We start from the raw sequence: 16,257 nt of genomic DNA on the forward strand, positions 1-16,257 counted from the left end.
GAAGGGCCGGAGGGGCCTCAGCCCGGATGGCCTTCCGGAAGTTCCCGGTCGTCGGGCTCCCCTGCCGATCGACGCGCGTAGCGGCGCAGCAGCTCGTGCATGCGGTACGGGCCGGGCGGTCCGTCCTCCAGCAGGCCGGCGTCCGCGAGCTGTTCGAGCATCTCCTCGGTGACTCCCGGCGGATGCGCCGACACCGGCCGGAGTCCGGAGGGCACTGCCGCGTCGGGCTGCCCGTGTTCCTGCCCGGCGTCGCTCCGCCCGCCGGCGACGCGTACGAACGCCTCGGCCAGCCGCGGCTCCAGACGCCCGAGCGCACCGTCGAGGACGTTCGGCACGGACATGCGGGGGTCGTCGGTCAGAGCCAGCCGGCCCGGTACGTCCCCGGCGATCCACTCGGCGCAGTCGGCGATGCGCAGACCCGGCCGCGTCAGGAGGCGTGCCGCGGCGATGCGCAGGCCGAGCGGGAAGTGACCGCACAGCGACGCCAGCCGGTCCGCCGCCGCGGGCTCCGCCGCGACCCGCTCCTCGCCGAGGGTGCTGACCAGCAGCTGCCGCGACTCCTCGGGGCAGAGCGTGCCCAGCCGGTGCACGAGCCCGCCGTGGGTGGCCACCAGGCCCGCCAGACCGCGTCTGCTCGTGACGAGGACGGCGCTGCCCTCTGCGGCGGGCAGCAGCGGACGCACCTGGTCGGCGCTGAGCGCGTCGTCGAGCACCAGCAGCGAACGTCCCCGCGCCTCGCCGGACGAGCCGTCCGCGTCCTCCCGCAGCGAAGCGAGCGCCTCCGTCGCCTCGTCCGTGGTGACGCCGCTGCCGTCGGGACGGACCAGGGGCAGCACCAGACATCCACCCGGGAAGGCGCCTCTGATCCGGTGCGCCGTCTGCAGCGCGAGGGCGGTCTTGCCGACGCCCGGCGCGCCGGAGACGACCACGAGGGCCGGGGCGGCGTCCCGCTTCGACGTCAGCCATTCCCCGATGGCCTCCCCGTCGGGGACGCGGCCGGTGAAACAGGAGACGGGGGCGGGCCGCGCGGCCCGTACAGGCGCCCGAGGAGCAGCGGACGGGACAGAGGCGGCGGACGCGGGGGACGGCGCGGCAGCTTGTGCCGGTACGCGCCCGCCTGCCGCCTTCGCCGGGGCGGCGCTCGTGAGCGACGGTGCGCGGCTCACGGAGACCCCGGCCTCTCCTCCGTCCGCGAGCGCCTCCACGCTGACGGCAGCGCTCCCCGCCGGCAGCGCCGGCGTCCGGTCGGCGACCGTGGGCCCCAGGTCCTCACCGCGCAGGATCGACAGTTCGAGGCGCTGCAGCGACGGCCCGGGGTCGACGCCCAGTTCCTCCTTCAGCCGGGTCTTGACCCTGCGGTACTCGGCGAAGGCCTCGCCCTGACGTCCCGTCCGGTACAGGGCCTCGATGAGCTGCTCCGAGAAGCGTTCGTGGCCCGGGTGCGTACGGGCCGCCTCCCACAGTTCCACCAGGACCTGCCGGCACCGTCCCATCGCCAGCTCGATGTCGCAGGCACGCTCCAGCGCGCGCAGCCGCTCCTCGGTGAGCCGGGGCACCTCGTCGCGGTGCAGCATCTGTGAGGAGACGTTCGCGAGGAGCGGCCCCTGCCACAGGGCCAGCGCCTCCTTGAGTCTGTACAGCTCGGTCTCGCTGTCCTCCGACTCCCGGGATTCCTTGACCAGTTCACGGAAGCGGACCAGGTCGAGCGTCGCTGCGTCGGCGGGCATGCGGTAGCCGCCGGGGACGGCCTCGATGGCGCTGTCGGCGATCCCGTACTTGGAGAAGATCCTGCGCAGCCGCAGGACGCAGGTCTGGAGAGCGGCCCTCGCGGTGGCCGGCTGTTCATCGTCCCAGAGGGCCCTCAGCAGATAGCCGGTGGCGACCACGGTGTTGGGATGGGCGAGCAGGGCGGCCAGCAGACTGGTGGGCTTGGAAGGCTGGAGGACGACGACGTTCTGTCCGTCTGCGATGCTCAACGGCCCCAGCAGCTGAAAACGCATCGGCCTGCCCCCTGTTTTCCGTTCTGCCCAGGCCGTCCGCGGCCGCCGTCGACTCCAGGCCGGAATCACCACTCCTGGCCGAGTGGCTCCTGTCCCGGTACGTGTCCGTATCCGGTTCCGCCTTCACGTGCCGCCTCCGTCTCAGGCAGCACAGCGCGCCTGTGGTCACGATGCCGTGGAAATGTCCCCGGGTCTCCGCCACCCACGGAAAGCGGAATGGTCCGTTACCGCCGACCGCTCCGGACACACAAAAGCGGGCATTGCCTGCGAGTCCGACATGTGGGAAGTCCCGAACGCATTCTAGGGAGCAGAGGAATGCAGGTCGAGACTTCTGTCACGCGTGCACAAACAACAAGCCGCTCCGTGTGGGGCTTTTCTCCTCACTCCGCACCAACAGTGCGAATTCGGACGTCTGGTGCGGCGCATCTGCCTCGTCACACAATGAGCGAATCCCGAAACGGCCTCGATGTTCACGGATGAACAGATTCCCGCGGCCGTCCGACCGAAAGCCGAGGACCGACAATTGAGTTCGCGAAGATCCGCTTCATGCTCGCGCGCCGCAGCGTACGGACGCCGGGCCGCGGCCTGCGCCGCCCTGGCCGTCTTACTGCTCACAGCCGCCCCCGCCGCGAGCGCGGCAGAGCCGTCTCCCGCGGCTCCGCCCGCGACCGGCCCCGCCGCCACAAGCCCGGCGTCCGGTGAACGTCCCGCCGCCGCCGGCCAGTCGGTGATCCGCGGCGGCGACCCCGTCTACGCCCCCGGCCGGGTCTGCACCCTCGGCTTCAACGCCACCGACGGTTCGCAGGACTACGGCATCGGCTCCGGCCAGTGCCTGAGCGGCGCGGACACCTGGTACGCCGACGCCGCCATGACGGTCCCGGTGGGCACGACCGCCGGCGCCTCGTTCCCCGGCAACGACTACGGTCTGATCCGCTACACCAACCCCGACGTCGCCCACCCCGGTGAGATCAGCACCTCCGGCGGCCCGGTCGACATCACCGGCAGCGGCGCCCCGTCCGTGGGCTCCGTCGTCTGTCACTCCGGCCAGGTCGCGGGCATGCAGTGCGGAACCGTGCTCGCCGTGAACCTCTCGGTCAACTACCCCGACGGCGTCGTGCACGGCCTGTTCAGCGCCGACACCCGGGCGGAGCCCAGGGAGGGCGGCACACCGGCCTTCACCGGGAGCACCGGCCTCGGCTTCGTCGTCGCCTCCTCCGCCGGGACGACCTACTACCAGCCCGTCGCGGAAGTCCTCGCCGCCTACGGGCTGACGCTCCTCTGAACAAGCCCCCACACGGCTGCGGCTCCGGCCCCTCCGTCCGGGCGGGTACGCCTGCCAGCCCCCTCCGTCCGGGCGGGTACGCCTGGCGGAGGGGCCGCGCGGAGAAGGTCCCTCCGCCGCGGCAGCGCGGTACGCCCCGGACCCGGGCCTCCGTTCCGTCCGCCCGGATCTCCTCAGCGCTTGAGTGTCTCCGCCTCCGAGCTGTGCGCGGGCGGATGCGTACGCCCCGGCTCTCGCGGCCCGCGCCGCACGCGGCGGAGCAGTCCGCTCACCGCCGGCTCCGTCCAACGGGCGGCGAGCGGGCCGAAGATGACCATCAGCAGCACGTACGCCGTGGCCAGGGGACCGATCCGCGGTTCGGCACTGACGGCCAGCCCCGCGATGACGATGGAGAACTCTCCCCGCGCGACGAGAGCACCACCGGCGCGCAGCTGCCCCCGTCTGCTGACTCCGGCCCGCCGGGCCGCGTACCGGCCCGTGAGGATCTTGGTCAGGACGGTGACGACGGCCAGCAGCAGTGCCGGGAGAAGCACGGGCGGGATCTGGGCCGGTGTCGTCGAGAGTCCGAAGAAGACGAAGAAGACCGCGGCGAACAGGTCGCGCAGCGGCGTCAGCAGAGTCCGGGCGTTCTCCGCCGTCTCGCCCGACAAGGCGATCCCCACGAGGAACGCGCCGACAGCGGCGGAGACTTGAAGCTTCTGTGCCACGCCCGCCACCAGCAGTGTGAGGCCGAGGACGACGAGCAGCAGCATCTCCGGCGTCTTGGAGCTGACCGCGCGGCTTATGAGCCGGCCGTGCCGCAGGGCGAGATACAGGACGATCCCCACCGTCCCGAGCGCGACGAGCAGGGTGATGCTGCCGCCCGCCAGGCCGGCACCGGCGAGCATGGCGGTCAGCAGCGGCAGGTACACCGCCATGGAGAGGTCCTCCATGACGAGGACGCCCAGGACGACCGGCGTCTCGCGGTTGCCGAGCCGCCCCAGGTCGGTGAGGACCTTGGCGATGACGCCCGAGGAGGAGATCCAGGTGACTCCCGCCAGCGCCAGGACCCCGGCCGGGCCCCAGCCGAGGAGGAGCCCGGCGAGGGCGCCGGGCGTGGCGTTGAGCACGAAGTCGACGACGCCGGAGGGGTACTGCGTCCTCAGGCTCGTGACCAGCTCGGAGGCGGTGTACTCCAGTCCGAGGAGCAGCAGGAGCAGCAGCACCCCGATCTCCGCCCCGACCTCGATGAAGCCCTCGGTGGCGCTGAGCGGGAAGAGACCGCCGTGCCCGAAGGCGAGACCGCCCAGGAGGTAGAGCGGGATCGGCGACATGCCGATGCGCCCGGCGAAACGTCCGACGAGACCCAGGCCGAGGATCACGGCGCCCAGTTCGATCAGCAGAACGGTGGTGTCGTGCACGAGCCCGGCCTGTCCCTTTCTCCGTCTCCGCCCCGGCCGCGACGGTCTGTCAGGTGCCGCCGATGATGCGGGCCAGCTCGTCGACGCCCTCACGGGTGCCCACGGCGACGACCGAGTCCCCTGCCTCCAGCCGGAATTCGGGCCCGGGCGAGGGGTGAGGTCCGGTGCGCCGCAGCACCGCCACGATGTAGGCCCCGGTACGCGTACGGGCGCGGGTCTCGCCCAGCGGACGGCTGCGGTACGGAGACTGCGTCGTCACCGGGATCCGCTCGGTGACGAGGTCGATGTCCATCTCGCTGGTGCCCAGCCGCGGGGTGTCCTGCGGCGCCAGCAGCTCGGCGAGGGACGAGGCCTCGTCCGCGTCCAGCGGCACCGTGGCCTGGCAGGCGTCGGGGTCGTCCGGCTCGTAGAACCCGAGGAAGCGCCGTCCGTCCTGGTGCGTGACGACGGAGATGTGGCGGCCGGCCCGGGTCTCGATGTCGTACTGCGTGCCGACTCCCGGCAGCTTGGTGCGCTGCGTGGTCATGGCTGCCTCTGCCTCCTCGGAGAGTGCACTGGGGTACCTCCCGGGCCGGAGGCCCGGTGTGAGGGCCGTGACGCACGGCCGGTCACGAGGGTAACTCCCCCGGTACGGCAGCCCTCACTCCGGCCGCCCGGGACGCCCGTCCCGCTCTCCGGGCCACCGCCCGCCGGGATCCGCCGGGTCAGGAGCCGTCCGGGTCGGCCCGCTCCAGGGCGGGCTTGGGGCCGGGCTGCGTCTCCGTCAGCAGGTAGTCGGCGGCCGCCGTGTCCGTGACGAGGCTCGTGACGAGGCCCGAGCGCAGCACCGCGCCGATGGCCCCGGCCTTGCGCTGGCCCCCGGCGATGGCGACGACTTCGGGGATGCGCCGCAGCCGCTCCGCCTCGACGGTGATGCAGCGCTCCCCCAGGTCGCGGCCGATGCGGCGACCACTGGTGTCGAAGAGGTGCGCCGACATCTCCGCCGCGACGCCCAGCGACGAGTAGTGCTCACGTTCGGTGTCGCTGAGCATGTCGTGAACTGTGGAGATGCCCGGCTCCCACGAACCGATGGACACGGCGGCGACCGTCACCTTGTCGAAGTACTCGAAGGCGCGGGCGATGCCCGTCTGGCTGCGGAGAGCGGCCGCGGTGGCCGAGTCGGGCAGCAGCATCGGGGCGTAGATCGGGTGGGCTTCGCCGCCCGCGACCTCCGCCGCCCGCCGGACCGCCTCGACCGAGCCGCGGTCGGCCGTGCCCGCGTCGTAGACACCGGTGAGCTGGACGACGGTGCAGGGGGGAAGCTGGCGCAGGGCGGCGGCCATGTGAATGGTGGAGCGGCCCCAGGCGAGTCCGAGGACGTCGCCGTCGGTCACGAGTTCGCCGAGCAGGTCGGCGGCCACCTCACCCAGGTTCTCCGGGTCGGCGCCGTCGTCGGCCGCCTCGGAGGGGGACTCGACGACGACGACGTGCCGCAGTCCGTACCGTGCCCGGAGCGCGTCGGAACGGTCGGCGTCGAGCTCCGCGGGGACCGAGATCTCGATGCGGATCAGGTCCCTCTCCAGCGCCGTCTCCAGCACCCTCGCCACCTTGAAGCGGCTCACCCCGAACTCGTCCGCGATCTGGATCTTGGACTTGCCCTCGAGGTAGAAGCGGCGTGCCATGGCTGCCGCCTGCATGAGCTCGGCGGGCCCCATACGTGTGGTCCGACCCGACGACACCGTACTCACCTCACTGTCTTGCCCCGTCTCGCCGCAGGGCCGTTGCCGTACGTGCGCATCCGCGCGGGGCGTTCATCCTTGCAGATCTCACGTGACCTTGATCCCACTCGTGCAAGGACCACGCACTCCCGGAGGGAGCGGCAGGGCCCGACTCCAGTGTGCTCGCACGGGACCGGTCCTCCGAAGCGCCGCCGACCCGGGGGCCCCGCGGTGCGGCGGCGGGGGCCCTACACGGACGTCCGGGAAGAGGCGTCCGCCGCCCGGCGTGCCGCCTCCTCGGCCTGCTCACGCAGTGCCTGCACGGCCGCTGCCGGGTCGTCGGTCCCGTAGACGGACGACCCGGCCACGAAGACGTCCGCTCCCGCCTCGGCGCACTGCTCGATGGTGGAGGCGGAGACTCCGCCGTCCACCTGGAGCCACATCTGCAGTCCGTGCTTGTCCATCAGCCGCCGGGCACGGCGGATCTTGGGAAGCATGATGTCGAGGAAGGCCTGACCGCCGAAGCCCGGCTCGACGGTCATGACCAGCAGCATGTCCAGTTCGGGAAGCAGATCCTCGTACAGCTCGACGGGAGTCGCGGGCTTGAGCGCCATCGAGGCCCGGGCCCCCAGCGCCTTGATCTCCCGTGCGAGCCGTACGGGCGCCGCCGCGGCCTCCGCGTGGAAGGTGACGGAACCAGCACCCGCCTCCACGTACTGCGGGGCCCAGCGGTCCGGTTCCTCGATCATCAGATGACAGTCCAGGGGCGTGCTGGTCGCCTTGCTCAGCGCCTCCACGACGGGCGTCCCGAGGGTGAGGTTGGGTACGAAGTGGCCGTCCATGACGTCGACATGGAGCCAGTCGGCACCTCGCACCGCCTCGGCCTCGTCGGCGAGTCGGGCGAAGTCGGCGGAGAGGATGCTGGGGTTGATCTGAACCATGACTCCAGTATCCCGGTCCGTGCGCAGGGGCCGTCCGGCGGGCGGGCCTTCCGTCCACCGGACGGCGACCGGCGTCCGGCACGCGCCCGACGCCGACGGCACCCTCACAGCCAGCCGGGAATCACGAAGAGCACCCACGTCGCGGCCGGCGCCACGGCGCACATGCTCAGCCCCCAGACCATCAGCCGCTTGAAGACCTTCTCCCGCTCCGCGTCCGGTGCGTTGGCGGTGACCAGGGCACCGCTGGTGGAGAAGGGCGAGGAGTCGACCACGGACGAGGAGATCGCCAACGCGACGATCATGCCTACGGCACCCACGTGCCCGTCCTGCAGGAACGGCACGGCCAGCGGGATGAGGGCGCCGAGGATGCCCGTCGTGGAGGCGAAGGCGGAGACCACGGCACCGATGAGGCAGATCAGCAGCGCGGCGAGCAGCGGGGCGTTGATGGAGGCGACGCTGTCGCCGAGGTAGTCGATGGTCCCGATGCGCTCCATCATGCTGACGAAGGTCACGATTCCGCAGACGAGCAGGACGGTGGACCAGGCGCAGCGGTCCACGGCCCCCTTCGCCGAGGCCGGGGAGACGAGGGTCAGGACGACGCTCACGGTGAGCGCCATCAGGCCGACGTCGAGTTCGAAGAAGAGCGATCCGACGACGAGGGCCACCAGACCGAGGAGGGTGAGGACGCGCGGCCCGTCGAGGCGCAGGTCCTCGGGGGGCACCTCCGTGGCCGCTGCCGGGGCGGACGGTACGGACGCGGTGCCGCCCTCGGTACCCGCTCCGGACGCGGTGCCGCCCTTGGTACCCGCCCCGGACGCGGTGCCGGCGGCCGTTCCGGGAGCTCCGGCTGCGCCTTCTGGATTCCCGTTCTTCCCCGGCGTGCTGCCGCCGGAGCCGCCGTGCACGCCCGCCGCGACGAGAGTGCCGCGCTCCGCGTCATCGCCCTCGTCCGGCGCCTCGTCCTCCGCGCGCCTCCCGATCAGGCCGCGTCCGCCGAAGAGGAAGAACACGGCGACGCTGAGGACGACGTTGAAGACGAAGGAACTGACGAAGAGCAGCGTCGGATTCCCCGCGAGGTCGTTCCTGGAGACCACGCCGTTCGTGATGCTGCCGAAGATGCTGATCGGTGAAAAGCCGCCCGCACTCGCTCCGTTGATGATGAGCAGCCCCATCAGCACGGGACTGATCCGGTAGCGCAGGCAGAATCCCATACCGATGGGCGCGATGATTCCGACCGCCGCGGGGACGACCGCGCCGGTGGCCGTCAGTACCGCTGTGACCAGGAACATCACCCAGGGAATGAGGGCGATTCTGCCGCCCACGGCTCCTGTCGCCCGGTGTACGAGCCAGTCGACCGTGCCGTTGTTCTTGGCGATGGCGAAGAGAAATGTCACCCCGACGAGCACCACGAACAGGTCGCCGGGGAAACCCCCGAATATGTCGTCCGCGGATTCGCCGACGAAAGCGGTACCGACCACGAATGCGGCGACGATGGCGAGCGCGCCCATATGGACCGAGGAGAATGTGGCGACGGCGAATACCAGCACCAGTCCGACGATGGATATGACTTGATCTGACACGAGGCTTCCTCGCCTTCGGTCGAACGGTCACTTCACAGGCGCGCCGGTACCTTTCTGAATGGAGACCAGAAGCACTCAGAAGCTCTGTCCGCCCCTGCAACTCCGCCTTCTGCGGGCCCAGTCGGACCAAGAGTGCACGGCAAGGCAATTCCGCGATACGGAATCCGGTTTTCGCCTTGGGTGAGTATGGGAGGGGGGTCGAGGCGAGTCAAGAGTTCGCGGCGGGATCTCTCAACGAGCGTCGCCTCCCTCGTGCGCGCGTCCCAGAGCTGCGCTCACGCGCTTCGCCGCATCGTTCACCAGGGCGCCGAACCCCGGTTGCGCTCCCGGGGTCATACGGGACGTGGGCACGTTGATGCTGATGCTCGCGAAGGGCAGCCCGCTCTCCCCCACGACCGCGGAGGCGACGGCCGAGACGTCCGCGCGCCACTCCCCGCTGTTGGTCGCATAACCCCTCGCCCGGGTCTCCTCCAGTTCCTCGCGCAGCCTCTGCGGGTCGGTGATCGTCGTCCCGGTGAACGACCGCAGCCCTTCCGCGATGTAGCGCTCGGCGGACTCGGGGGGATCCGCGGCGAGCACCGCCTTGCCGTTGGCCGAGGCGTGCATGGACAGGTTCTGGCCCAGCGGCAGGATGATGCGCACCGGCTGGCTCGTCTCCAGACGTTCGACCAGCACCACGTTGCTGCCCTCGCGGACGGCCAGGTGGACCGTCTCGTCGGTCCGGCGGCGCAGCTCCTCCATCACCGGCAACGCGACGTCCCGCAGCCCCAGTTCACCCGTGGCATGACGTCCCACGTGCAGCGCCTTGGTGGTGACGAGCCACCGCGTCGGGCTGCCGACCGCAGGACGGATCCACCCGGCGCCGTGCAGCGTGACGAGCGTGCGCTGCACCGAACTCTTGGGCAGCTCCAGGGCCCTGGCCAGGTCGGCGACACCGACCGGCTGCCGGACGGCGACTTCCTCGAGGGCTCTGAGGGCGTTGACGACGTTCTGCATCCATTGACTCGTTCCGAAGAGGGACCCTATGCTCCGCTGTGCCGTGAGACGATACAGCGTGCCGCAGAACGGCACAACCCTTCCGAGGAGTCGGGCCCATGACACCCCGCACCGGTCGTCACTTCCTGCAGATCCCAGGCCCCACGAACGTCCCCGACCAGGTGCTGCGCGCCATGTCGGCGCCGACCATCGACCACCGGGGCCCGGAGTTCTCCGCCTTGACGCTCCGTCTCCTCGAAGCGGTCAAACCGGTCTTCGGAACCGCGGGCCCTGTCGTGATCTACCCCGCCTCGGGAACGGGCGCCTGGGAGGCCGCCCTGGTCAACACACTCAGTCCGGGCGACCGGGTGCTCTCCTTCGACACCGGGCACTTCGCCGCGCTCTGGCGTGACCTCGCCCGCTCCCTCGGTCTGGAGGTCGACGCCGACTGCGTACCGGGTGACTGGCGGCACGGCGCCGACCCCGACGCACTGGCCGAGCGGCTCTCCGCCGACACCGCGCACGCCGTCAAGGCGGTCTGCGTCGTGCACAACGAGACCTCGACGGGGGTCGTCAGCCGCGTCGCCGAGATCCGCCGGGCGATGGACGCGGCCGGCCACCCGGCACTGCTGCTCGTCGACACCGTCTCCTCGCTCGGCTCCCTCGACTACCGGCACGACGAGTGGGGCGTCGACGTCACCGTCTCGGCCTCGCAGAAGGGGCTGATGCTGCCTCCCGGCCTGAGCTTCAACGCCGTCAGCGGCAAGGCGCTCAGGGCATCCGCGCACTCGCGGCTGCCCAAGTCCTACTGGGACTGGCAGCCGATCCTCGATGCCAACCGCCGCGGCTCCTTCTCCTACACCCCGGCCACCAACCTGCTCTACGGCCTCGAGGAGGCCCTGCGGATGCTGGACGCCGAGGGGCTGCCCGAGGTCTGCGCACGGCACGCACGGCACGGCGCCGCCACCCGGGCGGCCGTCCGCGGCTGGGGACTGGAGGTGCTCTGCGCGGACGAGCGCGAGACCTCCGGCGTGGTGACCGCCGTGCTGATGCCCGAGGGGCACGACGCCGACAAGTTCCGCAGCACCGTGCTGGAGCGGTTCGACATGTCGCTGGGAGCGGGCCTCGGCAAGCTCGCCGGCAGGGTCTTCCGGATCGGCCACCTCGGCCACTTCAACGATCTGACGCTGGCCGGAACGCTCGCCGGGGTGCAGATGGGCCTGGAGCTCGCGGGTGTCCCCGTCGAACCGGACGGGCTCGGAGCCGCCCTGGACGTGCTGCGCTCCGAGTGAGAGGCGGAGACCCGGACGCGTCCCGCCCCGACCGAACCTCCCCCGACCCCTTGGAGTCACCGGCACATGACAGCGACCAGCGGCGACGCCCCCGCGACGGGGACCGCACCGGCACGTGAGGTGGAGGCAAGGCTCCGCCGGGAGTTCGACGGGGACGTCCAGTTCGACGACTACACACGGCACCTGTTCTCCCGCGACGCGAGCATGTACGCGATCAAGCCGCTGGGCGTCGTCTTCCCCCGGCACTCCGCGGACGTACAGGCTGCGGTGGCCGTCGCCGGCGAGTACGGCGTACCGGTCGTCCCGAGGGGCGCCGGCACGAGCCTGGCCGGGCAGACCGTCGGCCCCGGACTCGTCCTGGACCTCTCCCGTCACATGAACCGGATCGTGGAGCTGGACCCCGGGCGCCGGACCGCACTGGTCGAAGCGGGCGTCGTGCAGGACCAGCTCAACCGGGCCGCCGCCGAACACGGCCTGATGTTCGGGCCCGACACCTCGACGAGCAACCGCGCCACCGTCGGCGGCATGATCGGCAACAACTCGGCGGGCAGCGGCTCGATCCGCTACGGCATGACCATCGACCACGTCCGGGAACTCGACGTCGTGCTCGCGGACGCCCGCGAGGCGCATCTGGCACCCGTCGACGAGGACGTCCGCGAGCAGCGCGCGGGCGAACCGACGCTGGAGGGCCGCCTCTACCGCGAACTCCCCCGTATCGTCGCGGAGAACGCGGACGCCATCGCCTCCGGCTTCCCCCAGTTCTGGCGCCGCGCCTGCGGATACCGCCTCGACCGGCTGCCCGTGCCGGGCCGGTCCGGCGCCGCCGGCGGCCAGTTCGACCTGGCGAAGTTCGTCGTCGGCTCGGAGGGCACCCTCGTGCTGGCCACCCGTGCCCTCGTCGATCTGGTGCCCAGGCCCGCCCGTACCGTCATCGCCGTCGGGCACTTCACCAGCGTCGCCGCCGCCATCGAAGCCACCGAGGACGCCCTGGCCTGCGACCCGGCGGCCGTGGAGCTCATGGACAGGCAGATCCTCGACCTGGCCCGCGGAAAGATCGAGTACGCCTCGCTCAGCGGAATCCTGGAGGGCGACCCCGAGGCGCTGCTCTTCGTCACCTTCACCGGCGACCACGAAGCGGCACTGACCGGCGCGCTGGAGAGGCTCACCTCCCTCTGGTCGCGCCACGGCCACGGCTACCACACCCTCAAGGCGGTCACCCCCGCTCAGCAGGGCTCGCTGCTGAAGGTGCGCAAGTCCAGCCTCGGGCTGCTGATGGCCGCGGGCGAGGGGACCCGCCGCCCGCTGGCCTTCGTCGAGGACACCGCCGTCGACCCGGTCCATCTCGCCGAGTACACCGGCCGGTTCAAGCAGGTACTCGACCGGCACGGGCTCTCCGCCGGCTTCTACGGACACTGCTCGGTCGGCTGCCTGCACATCCGCCCCTTCGTGGACACCGCCGAGCCGGAGCAGGTCGCCACGATGCGAGCCGTCGCAGAGGAGATCAAGGACCTCGTCCGGGAGTACGGCGGCGTCAACTCCAGCGAACACGGCGACGGCCTCGCCCGGAGCGAGTTCAACCGCGAGATCTTCGGCGACGAGCTGTACGAGGCGATGCGGCAGGTCAAGGGCCTCTTCGATCCGCACGACCGGCTCAACCCCGGCAAGATCGTGGACGCCCCCGCCATGACCGACAACCTCCGCGACCCCGCCCTGCCGCCCGCCGGGCCGCTGCGTACCCAGCTGACGTTCGAGGTCGTCGGCGGAATGCGCGGCGCCGCCGACCGCTGCATGAACATCGGGCTGTGCCGCAAGAGCGACAGCGGCACCATGTGCCCCTCGTACATGGCCACGCTCAACGAGGAGGACTCCACCCGCGGACGCGCCAACGCCCTCGTCAAGGCGCTCTCCGAGCCCGACCCGCACAGGGCGCTGGGTGACGAGCGGCTCCACGAGGTCCTCGACCTGTGCCTGATGTGCAAGGCGTGCAAGAGCGAGTGCCCGCTCGGCGTCGACATGGCCACCCTGAAGGCGGAGGCGCTCTCCCATCGCCACGCCGAACACGGCGTACCGCGCAGGTCGAAGGTCTTCGGCTCGATCCGGCGTCTGAACCGGCTCGGCTCCGCCACCGCGCCCCTGTCCAATCTGCCGGGACGCATACGGGGGCTGCGGCTGCTGATGGACCGCTGGCTGGGCATCACCCCGGCCCGTCCCCTGCCGCGCTACACGCGCAACAACCTGGTGCGCTGGTTCCGCAAGCGCCATGCCCGTCCCGGGGGTGCGGACACGAGACCGGCCGGTGCGCCCGCTGCGGTACCCGGCACGCTCACGTATCTCGCCGACTCCTTCACCACCTACACCGAGCCCGGGATCGGCCGCGCAGCCATCGAACTGCTCGAACTCGCAGGCTGGAAGGTCTCGTTGGAGACCCGCGGCTGCTGCGGCCGGGCCGCTTTCTCCAAGGGACTCGTCACCCGGGCCAAGGACGAGGCCCGCCGGCTGGCGGCGCTGCTCGCCGAGTCGGGCGAGCCGGGCTCCCCTGTCGTCGGCTGCGAACCGTCCTGCCTGATGACGCTGCGGGACGAACACCGCGCGCTGCTGCCGGACGACCCCGCGGTGCAGGACGTCGCCGGCCGCGTGCGGCAGGTCGAGGAGCTGCTGGCCGAGGCGATCGACGAAGGCCGGCTGCGCCTGGACGGGAGGAGCTGGCCCGCGGGCCGCAGAATCCTCTACCACGGCCACTGTCACCAGAAGGCCGAGGTGGGCACGGCCGCGACCGTGGAGCTGCTCAGGAAGATCCCCGGCGCCGAAGTCGTCGAACTCGACGCCGGCTGCTGCGGCATGGCGGGTTCGTTCGGCTTCGAGTCCGAGCACTACGGCCTGTCGATGACCGTGGGCGGCGACCGCCTCTTCCCCGCCGTCGCCGCCGAGTCCGGCACGACGGTCCTCGCCGCCACCGGGGTCTCCTGCCGCCAGCAGATCTTCCACGGCACCGAGCGCGACGCCTGGCATCCCGTGGAGCTCGTACGGGAAGCGCTGCTGTCCGGCCCCGCAGCACCGGCACCGGCCGCAGCCGACGCCGACACCGAGGGAGCAGCCCGGAAGTGACCTCGACCCCCTTCCCGCCCGGCGCACTCGAAGGCGTACGCGTCATCGACTTCACCCAGGTGATGGCGGGCCCCTACTGCACGATGCTCCTCGCCGACCTCGGCGCGGACGTGGTGAAGGTCGAACCGCCCGGCGCCGGCGACCAGGTCCGGCGCTCCTGGGACACCCCACTGCCCGGCCGCGACAGTCCCGCCTTCCACGCCCTGAACCGCAACAAGCGCAGCGTCACCCTCGATCTGCGCTCGGACGAAGGGCGGGCAGGCTTCCGCAAACTCGTCTCGGACGCGGACGTCGTCGTGGAGAACTTCCGTCCCGGGGTCGCCGACCGCCTCGGCATCGGCTACGAAGCAGCACGGCAGATCAGGCCGGACATCGTCTACGCCTCGATCTCCGGCTTCGGCCAGTGGGGACCGTACGCGGACCGGCCCGGCTACGACCTGATCGCGCAGGCCATGGCGGGCTCCCTCAGCGTCACCGGCGAACCCGGCGGCGAACCGGTCAAGTGCGGTCTGCCCGTGGGTGATCTGGGCGCGGGCATGCTCTGCGCCATCGGCATCCTGGGCGCGCACCACCACAGGCTGCGCACGGGCGAAGGCCAGTATCTGGAGACGTCCCTGTACGAGGCGGTACTGGCCATGTCGGTGTGGGAGTCGACGGAGTACTTCGCCTCCGGGCGCGCACCGCAGCGCCTCGGCTCGGCACACCGCATGACGGCCCCGTACCAGGCGGTGCGCACCGCGGACGGCCACGTCACCGTCGCCGCCAACAACCAGCGTCTGTGGCAACGCCTGTGCACCGCCCTCGGCTTGGAGCACCTGGCCGACGACGAGCGCTTCGCCACGAACACCGACCGGATGGAACACCGGGCGGAGCTGATCGCCCTGCTGGAGGGACGGCTGGCGACGGAGAGCACCGAGGAGTGCGTACGGCTGCTGCTGGACGCGGGCATCCCCGCGGGACCGATCCTCGACTACGGGCAGATCCTCGGAGGCGACGCGCACGCCGAGGCGCGCGGCATGGTCGAGGAGTACGAGCATCCCGTCGAGGGCACGGCACAAGTCCTCGGTTTCCCGGTCAAGCTGGGCCGCACCCCGGCTCGCGTACGCCGCCATCCGCCGCTGCTCGGCGAGCACAACGAGGAACTTCTGGGGGACGCGTGACCAGTGTGACCGATGAAGCAGGACTGCCGTCCGTCGGCTGGACGAAGCAGGAGGTGCCCGGCACCGGCGCGTACGCGGCGCATCTGACGCTCTCCAACCCGAGCCGGCACAACGCCCTGACGATGGGCATGTACGACCAACTCGAGCTGTCCTGCGAGGAGATCGACGCCGATCCGGACATCCGGGTGACCGTGCTGCGCGGCGCCGGCGGCCGCGCCTTCGCCGCCGGCACCGACATCCGCGAGTTCAGAGGGTTCACGACGGGCGCCGACGGCGTCGCGTACGAGAAGCGCGTCGAACGGGCCGTCGAACGCCTCGCCTCCGTGCGCATGCCGGTCGTCGGCGCCGTCCAAGGGCCCGCGGTGGGCGCCGGCATCGCCCTGGCCGCCTGCTGCGACCTCGTACTGTGCACGCAGGACGCGGTGTTCGGTGCGCCCATCGCCCGCACTCTCGGCAACTGCCTCGCTCCAGCCGTGATCGCGCGCCTGTACGCCTCTCTCGGCCGGGCCCGCACGCTGCGGGCGCTGCTCACCGCCGAACTGATCGGCGCACAGCAGGCACTCGAAGCCGGCTTCGTCCAGGAGGTCGCGGAGCACGGCGACTTCGACGACCGCGTCGCCGCGACCTGCGCCGGCATCGCCCGCGGAGCGCCCCTCACGCTCGCCGCGCTGAAGGAGGCCGACCGGCGCGTGCTGGCCGCCTCGGCCCCCGGCCCCGCCGACGATCTCTACGAACTCTGCTACGGCAGCCGCGACTTCCACGAGGGCGTGACCGCGTTCCTCGACAAGCGCGCCCCCGGCTGGCAGGGGCGCTGAACCGGCCGGC

At 71.5% G+C, this 16,257-nt stretch carries 12 protein-coding genes; 5 read left to right on the top strand and 7 right to left on the bottom strand.

Annotation, left to right across the window (positions count from 1 at the left end; translation table 11 throughout):
• Positions 1–17 precede the first annotated feature (17 nt).
• Positions 18–2,000: a BTAD domain-containing putative transcriptional regulator gene (locus ACFPA8_RS12595; protein ID WP_386446980.1), complete on the bottom strand. Its 1,983-nt coding sequence runs from the start codon at positions 1,998–2,000 to the stop codon at positions 18–20.
• A gap of 523 nt (positions 2,001–2,523) precedes the next feature.
• Between ACFPA8_RS12595 and ACFPA8_RS12600 the strand changes: the two genes are divergently transcribed.
• Complete coding sequence (locus ACFPA8_RS12600) at positions 2,524–3,282, top strand: S1 family peptidase (protein ID WP_386446983.1); 759 nt, start codon at positions 2,524–2,526, stop codon at positions 3,280–3,282.
• Between the two features lie 173 nt (positions 3,283–3,455).
• Here ACFPA8_RS12600 and ACFPA8_RS12605 read toward each other — a convergent pair whose 3' ends face one another.
• The 6 genes from ACFPA8_RS12605 to ACFPA8_RS12630 form a co-directional block, all read right to left on the bottom strand.
• The gene (locus ACFPA8_RS12605; protein WP_386446986.1) at positions 3,456–4,682 is read right to left on the bottom strand and encodes a cation:proton antiporter; all 1,227 of its coding nucleotides are present in this window, start codon (positions 4,680–4,682) and stop codon (positions 3,456–3,458) included.
• 49 nt (positions 4,683–4,731) lie between these two features.
• The gene (locus ACFPA8_RS12610) at positions 4,732–5,208 is read right to left on the bottom strand and encodes a cation:proton antiporter regulatory subunit (RefSeq protein ID WP_386446989.1); all 477 of its coding nucleotides are present in this window, start codon (positions 5,206–5,208) and stop codon (positions 4,732–4,734) included.
• Between the two features lie 178 nt (positions 5,209–5,386).
• Positions 5,387–6,376 carry a sugar-binding transcriptional regulator gene (locus ACFPA8_RS12615; RefSeq protein WP_386446992.1) on the bottom strand — a complete coding sequence of 330 codons (990 nt, stop codon included), beginning with the start codon at positions 6,374–6,376 and terminating at the stop codon, positions 5,387–5,389.
• 251 nt (positions 6,377–6,627) lie between these two features.
• Positions 6,628–7,320, bottom strand: a complete 693-nt coding sequence (rpe, locus tag ACFPA8_RS12620) for a ribulose-phosphate 3-epimerase (protein WP_386446995.1) — start codon at positions 7,318–7,320, stop codon at positions 6,628–6,630.
• A gap of 104 nt (positions 7,321–7,424) precedes the next feature.
• Positions 7,425–8,900 (bottom strand): SLC13 family permease, encoded by a 1,476-nt coding sequence (locus tag ACFPA8_RS12625; RefSeq protein ID WP_386446998.1) that lies wholly within the window; start codon positions 8,898–8,900, stop codon positions 7,425–7,427.
• 231 nt (positions 8,901–9,131) lie between these two features.
• Positions 9,132–9,896 (bottom strand): IclR family transcriptional regulator, encoded by a 765-nt coding sequence (locus tag ACFPA8_RS12630; protein WP_386447000.1) that lies wholly within the window; start codon positions 9,894–9,896, stop codon positions 9,132–9,134.
• Between the two features lie 98 nt (positions 9,897–9,994).
• Between ACFPA8_RS12630 and ACFPA8_RS12635 the strand changes: the two genes are divergently transcribed.
• From ACFPA8_RS12635 to ACFPA8_RS12650, 4 genes are all read left to right on the top strand, one after another.
• Positions 9,995–11,167: a pyridoxal-phosphate-dependent aminotransferase family protein gene (locus tag ACFPA8_RS12635; protein WP_386447003.1), complete on the top strand. Its 1,173-nt coding sequence runs from the start codon at positions 9,995–9,997 to the stop codon at positions 11,165–11,167.
• A gap of 66 nt (positions 11,168–11,233) precedes the next feature.
• Positions 11,234–14,272 (top strand): FAD-binding and (Fe-S)-binding domain-containing protein, encoded by a 3,039-nt coding sequence (locus ACFPA8_RS12640; RefSeq protein ID WP_386447006.1) that lies wholly within the window; start codon positions 11,234–11,236, stop codon positions 14,270–14,272.
• Positions 14,269–15,432, top strand: coding sequence for a CaiB/BaiF CoA transferase family protein (locus ACFPA8_RS12645; protein ID WP_386447009.1), 1,164 nt, complete (start codon positions 14,269–14,271; stop codon positions 15,430–15,432). Before ACFPA8_RS12640 ends, ACFPA8_RS12645 begins: the two co-directional genes overlap by 4 nt.
• Entirely contained in the window at positions 15,429–16,247 is an 819-nt protein-coding gene (locus tag ACFPA8_RS12650; RefSeq protein ID WP_386447012.1) for an enoyl-CoA hydratase, read from the top strand. The genes ACFPA8_RS12645 and ACFPA8_RS12650 overlap by 4 nt, the downstream gene beginning before the upstream one ends.
• Positions 16,248–16,257 lie beyond the last annotated feature (10 nt).

It is taken from the genome of Streptomyces ovatisporus (assembly GCF_042653885.1).
In the GTDB taxonomy this organism is placed as follows: Bacteria; Actinomycetota; Actinomycetes; order Streptomycetales; family Streptomycetaceae; genus Streptomyces; species Streptomyces ovatisporus.

What these genes read in the sequence shown, in the direction of transcription:
- ACFPA8_RS12595 (WP_386446980.1), bottom strand. Translation starts at nt 2,000, where the DNA reads ATGCGTTTTCAGCTGCTGGGGCCGTTGAGCATCGCAGACGGACAGAAC.
- ACFPA8_RS12610 (WP_386446989.1), bottom strand. Translation starts at nt 5,208, where the DNA reads ATGACCACGCAGCGCACCAAGCTGCCGGGAGTCGGCACGCAGTACGAC.
- ACFPA8_RS12615 (WP_386446992.1), bottom strand. Translation starts at nt 6,376, where the DNA reads ATGGGGCCCGCCGAGCTCATGCAGGCGGCAGCCATGGCACGCCGCTTC.
- rpe (WP_386446995.1), bottom strand. Translation starts at nt 7,320, where the DNA reads ATGGTTCAGATCAACCCCAGCATCCTCTCCGCCGACTTCGCCCGACTC.
- ACFPA8_RS12630 (WP_386447000.1), bottom strand. Translation starts at nt 9,896, where the DNA reads ATGCAGAACGTCGTCAACGCCCTCAGAGCCCTCGAGGAAGTCGCCGTC.
- ACFPA8_RS12635 (WP_386447003.1), top strand. Translation starts at nt 9,995, where the DNA reads ATGACACCCCGCACCGGTCGTCACTTCCTGCAGATCCCAGGCCCCACG.
- ACFPA8_RS12640 (WP_386447006.1), top strand. Translation starts at nt 11,234, where the DNA reads ATGACAGCGACCAGCGGCGACGCCCCCGCGACGGGGACCGCACCGGCA.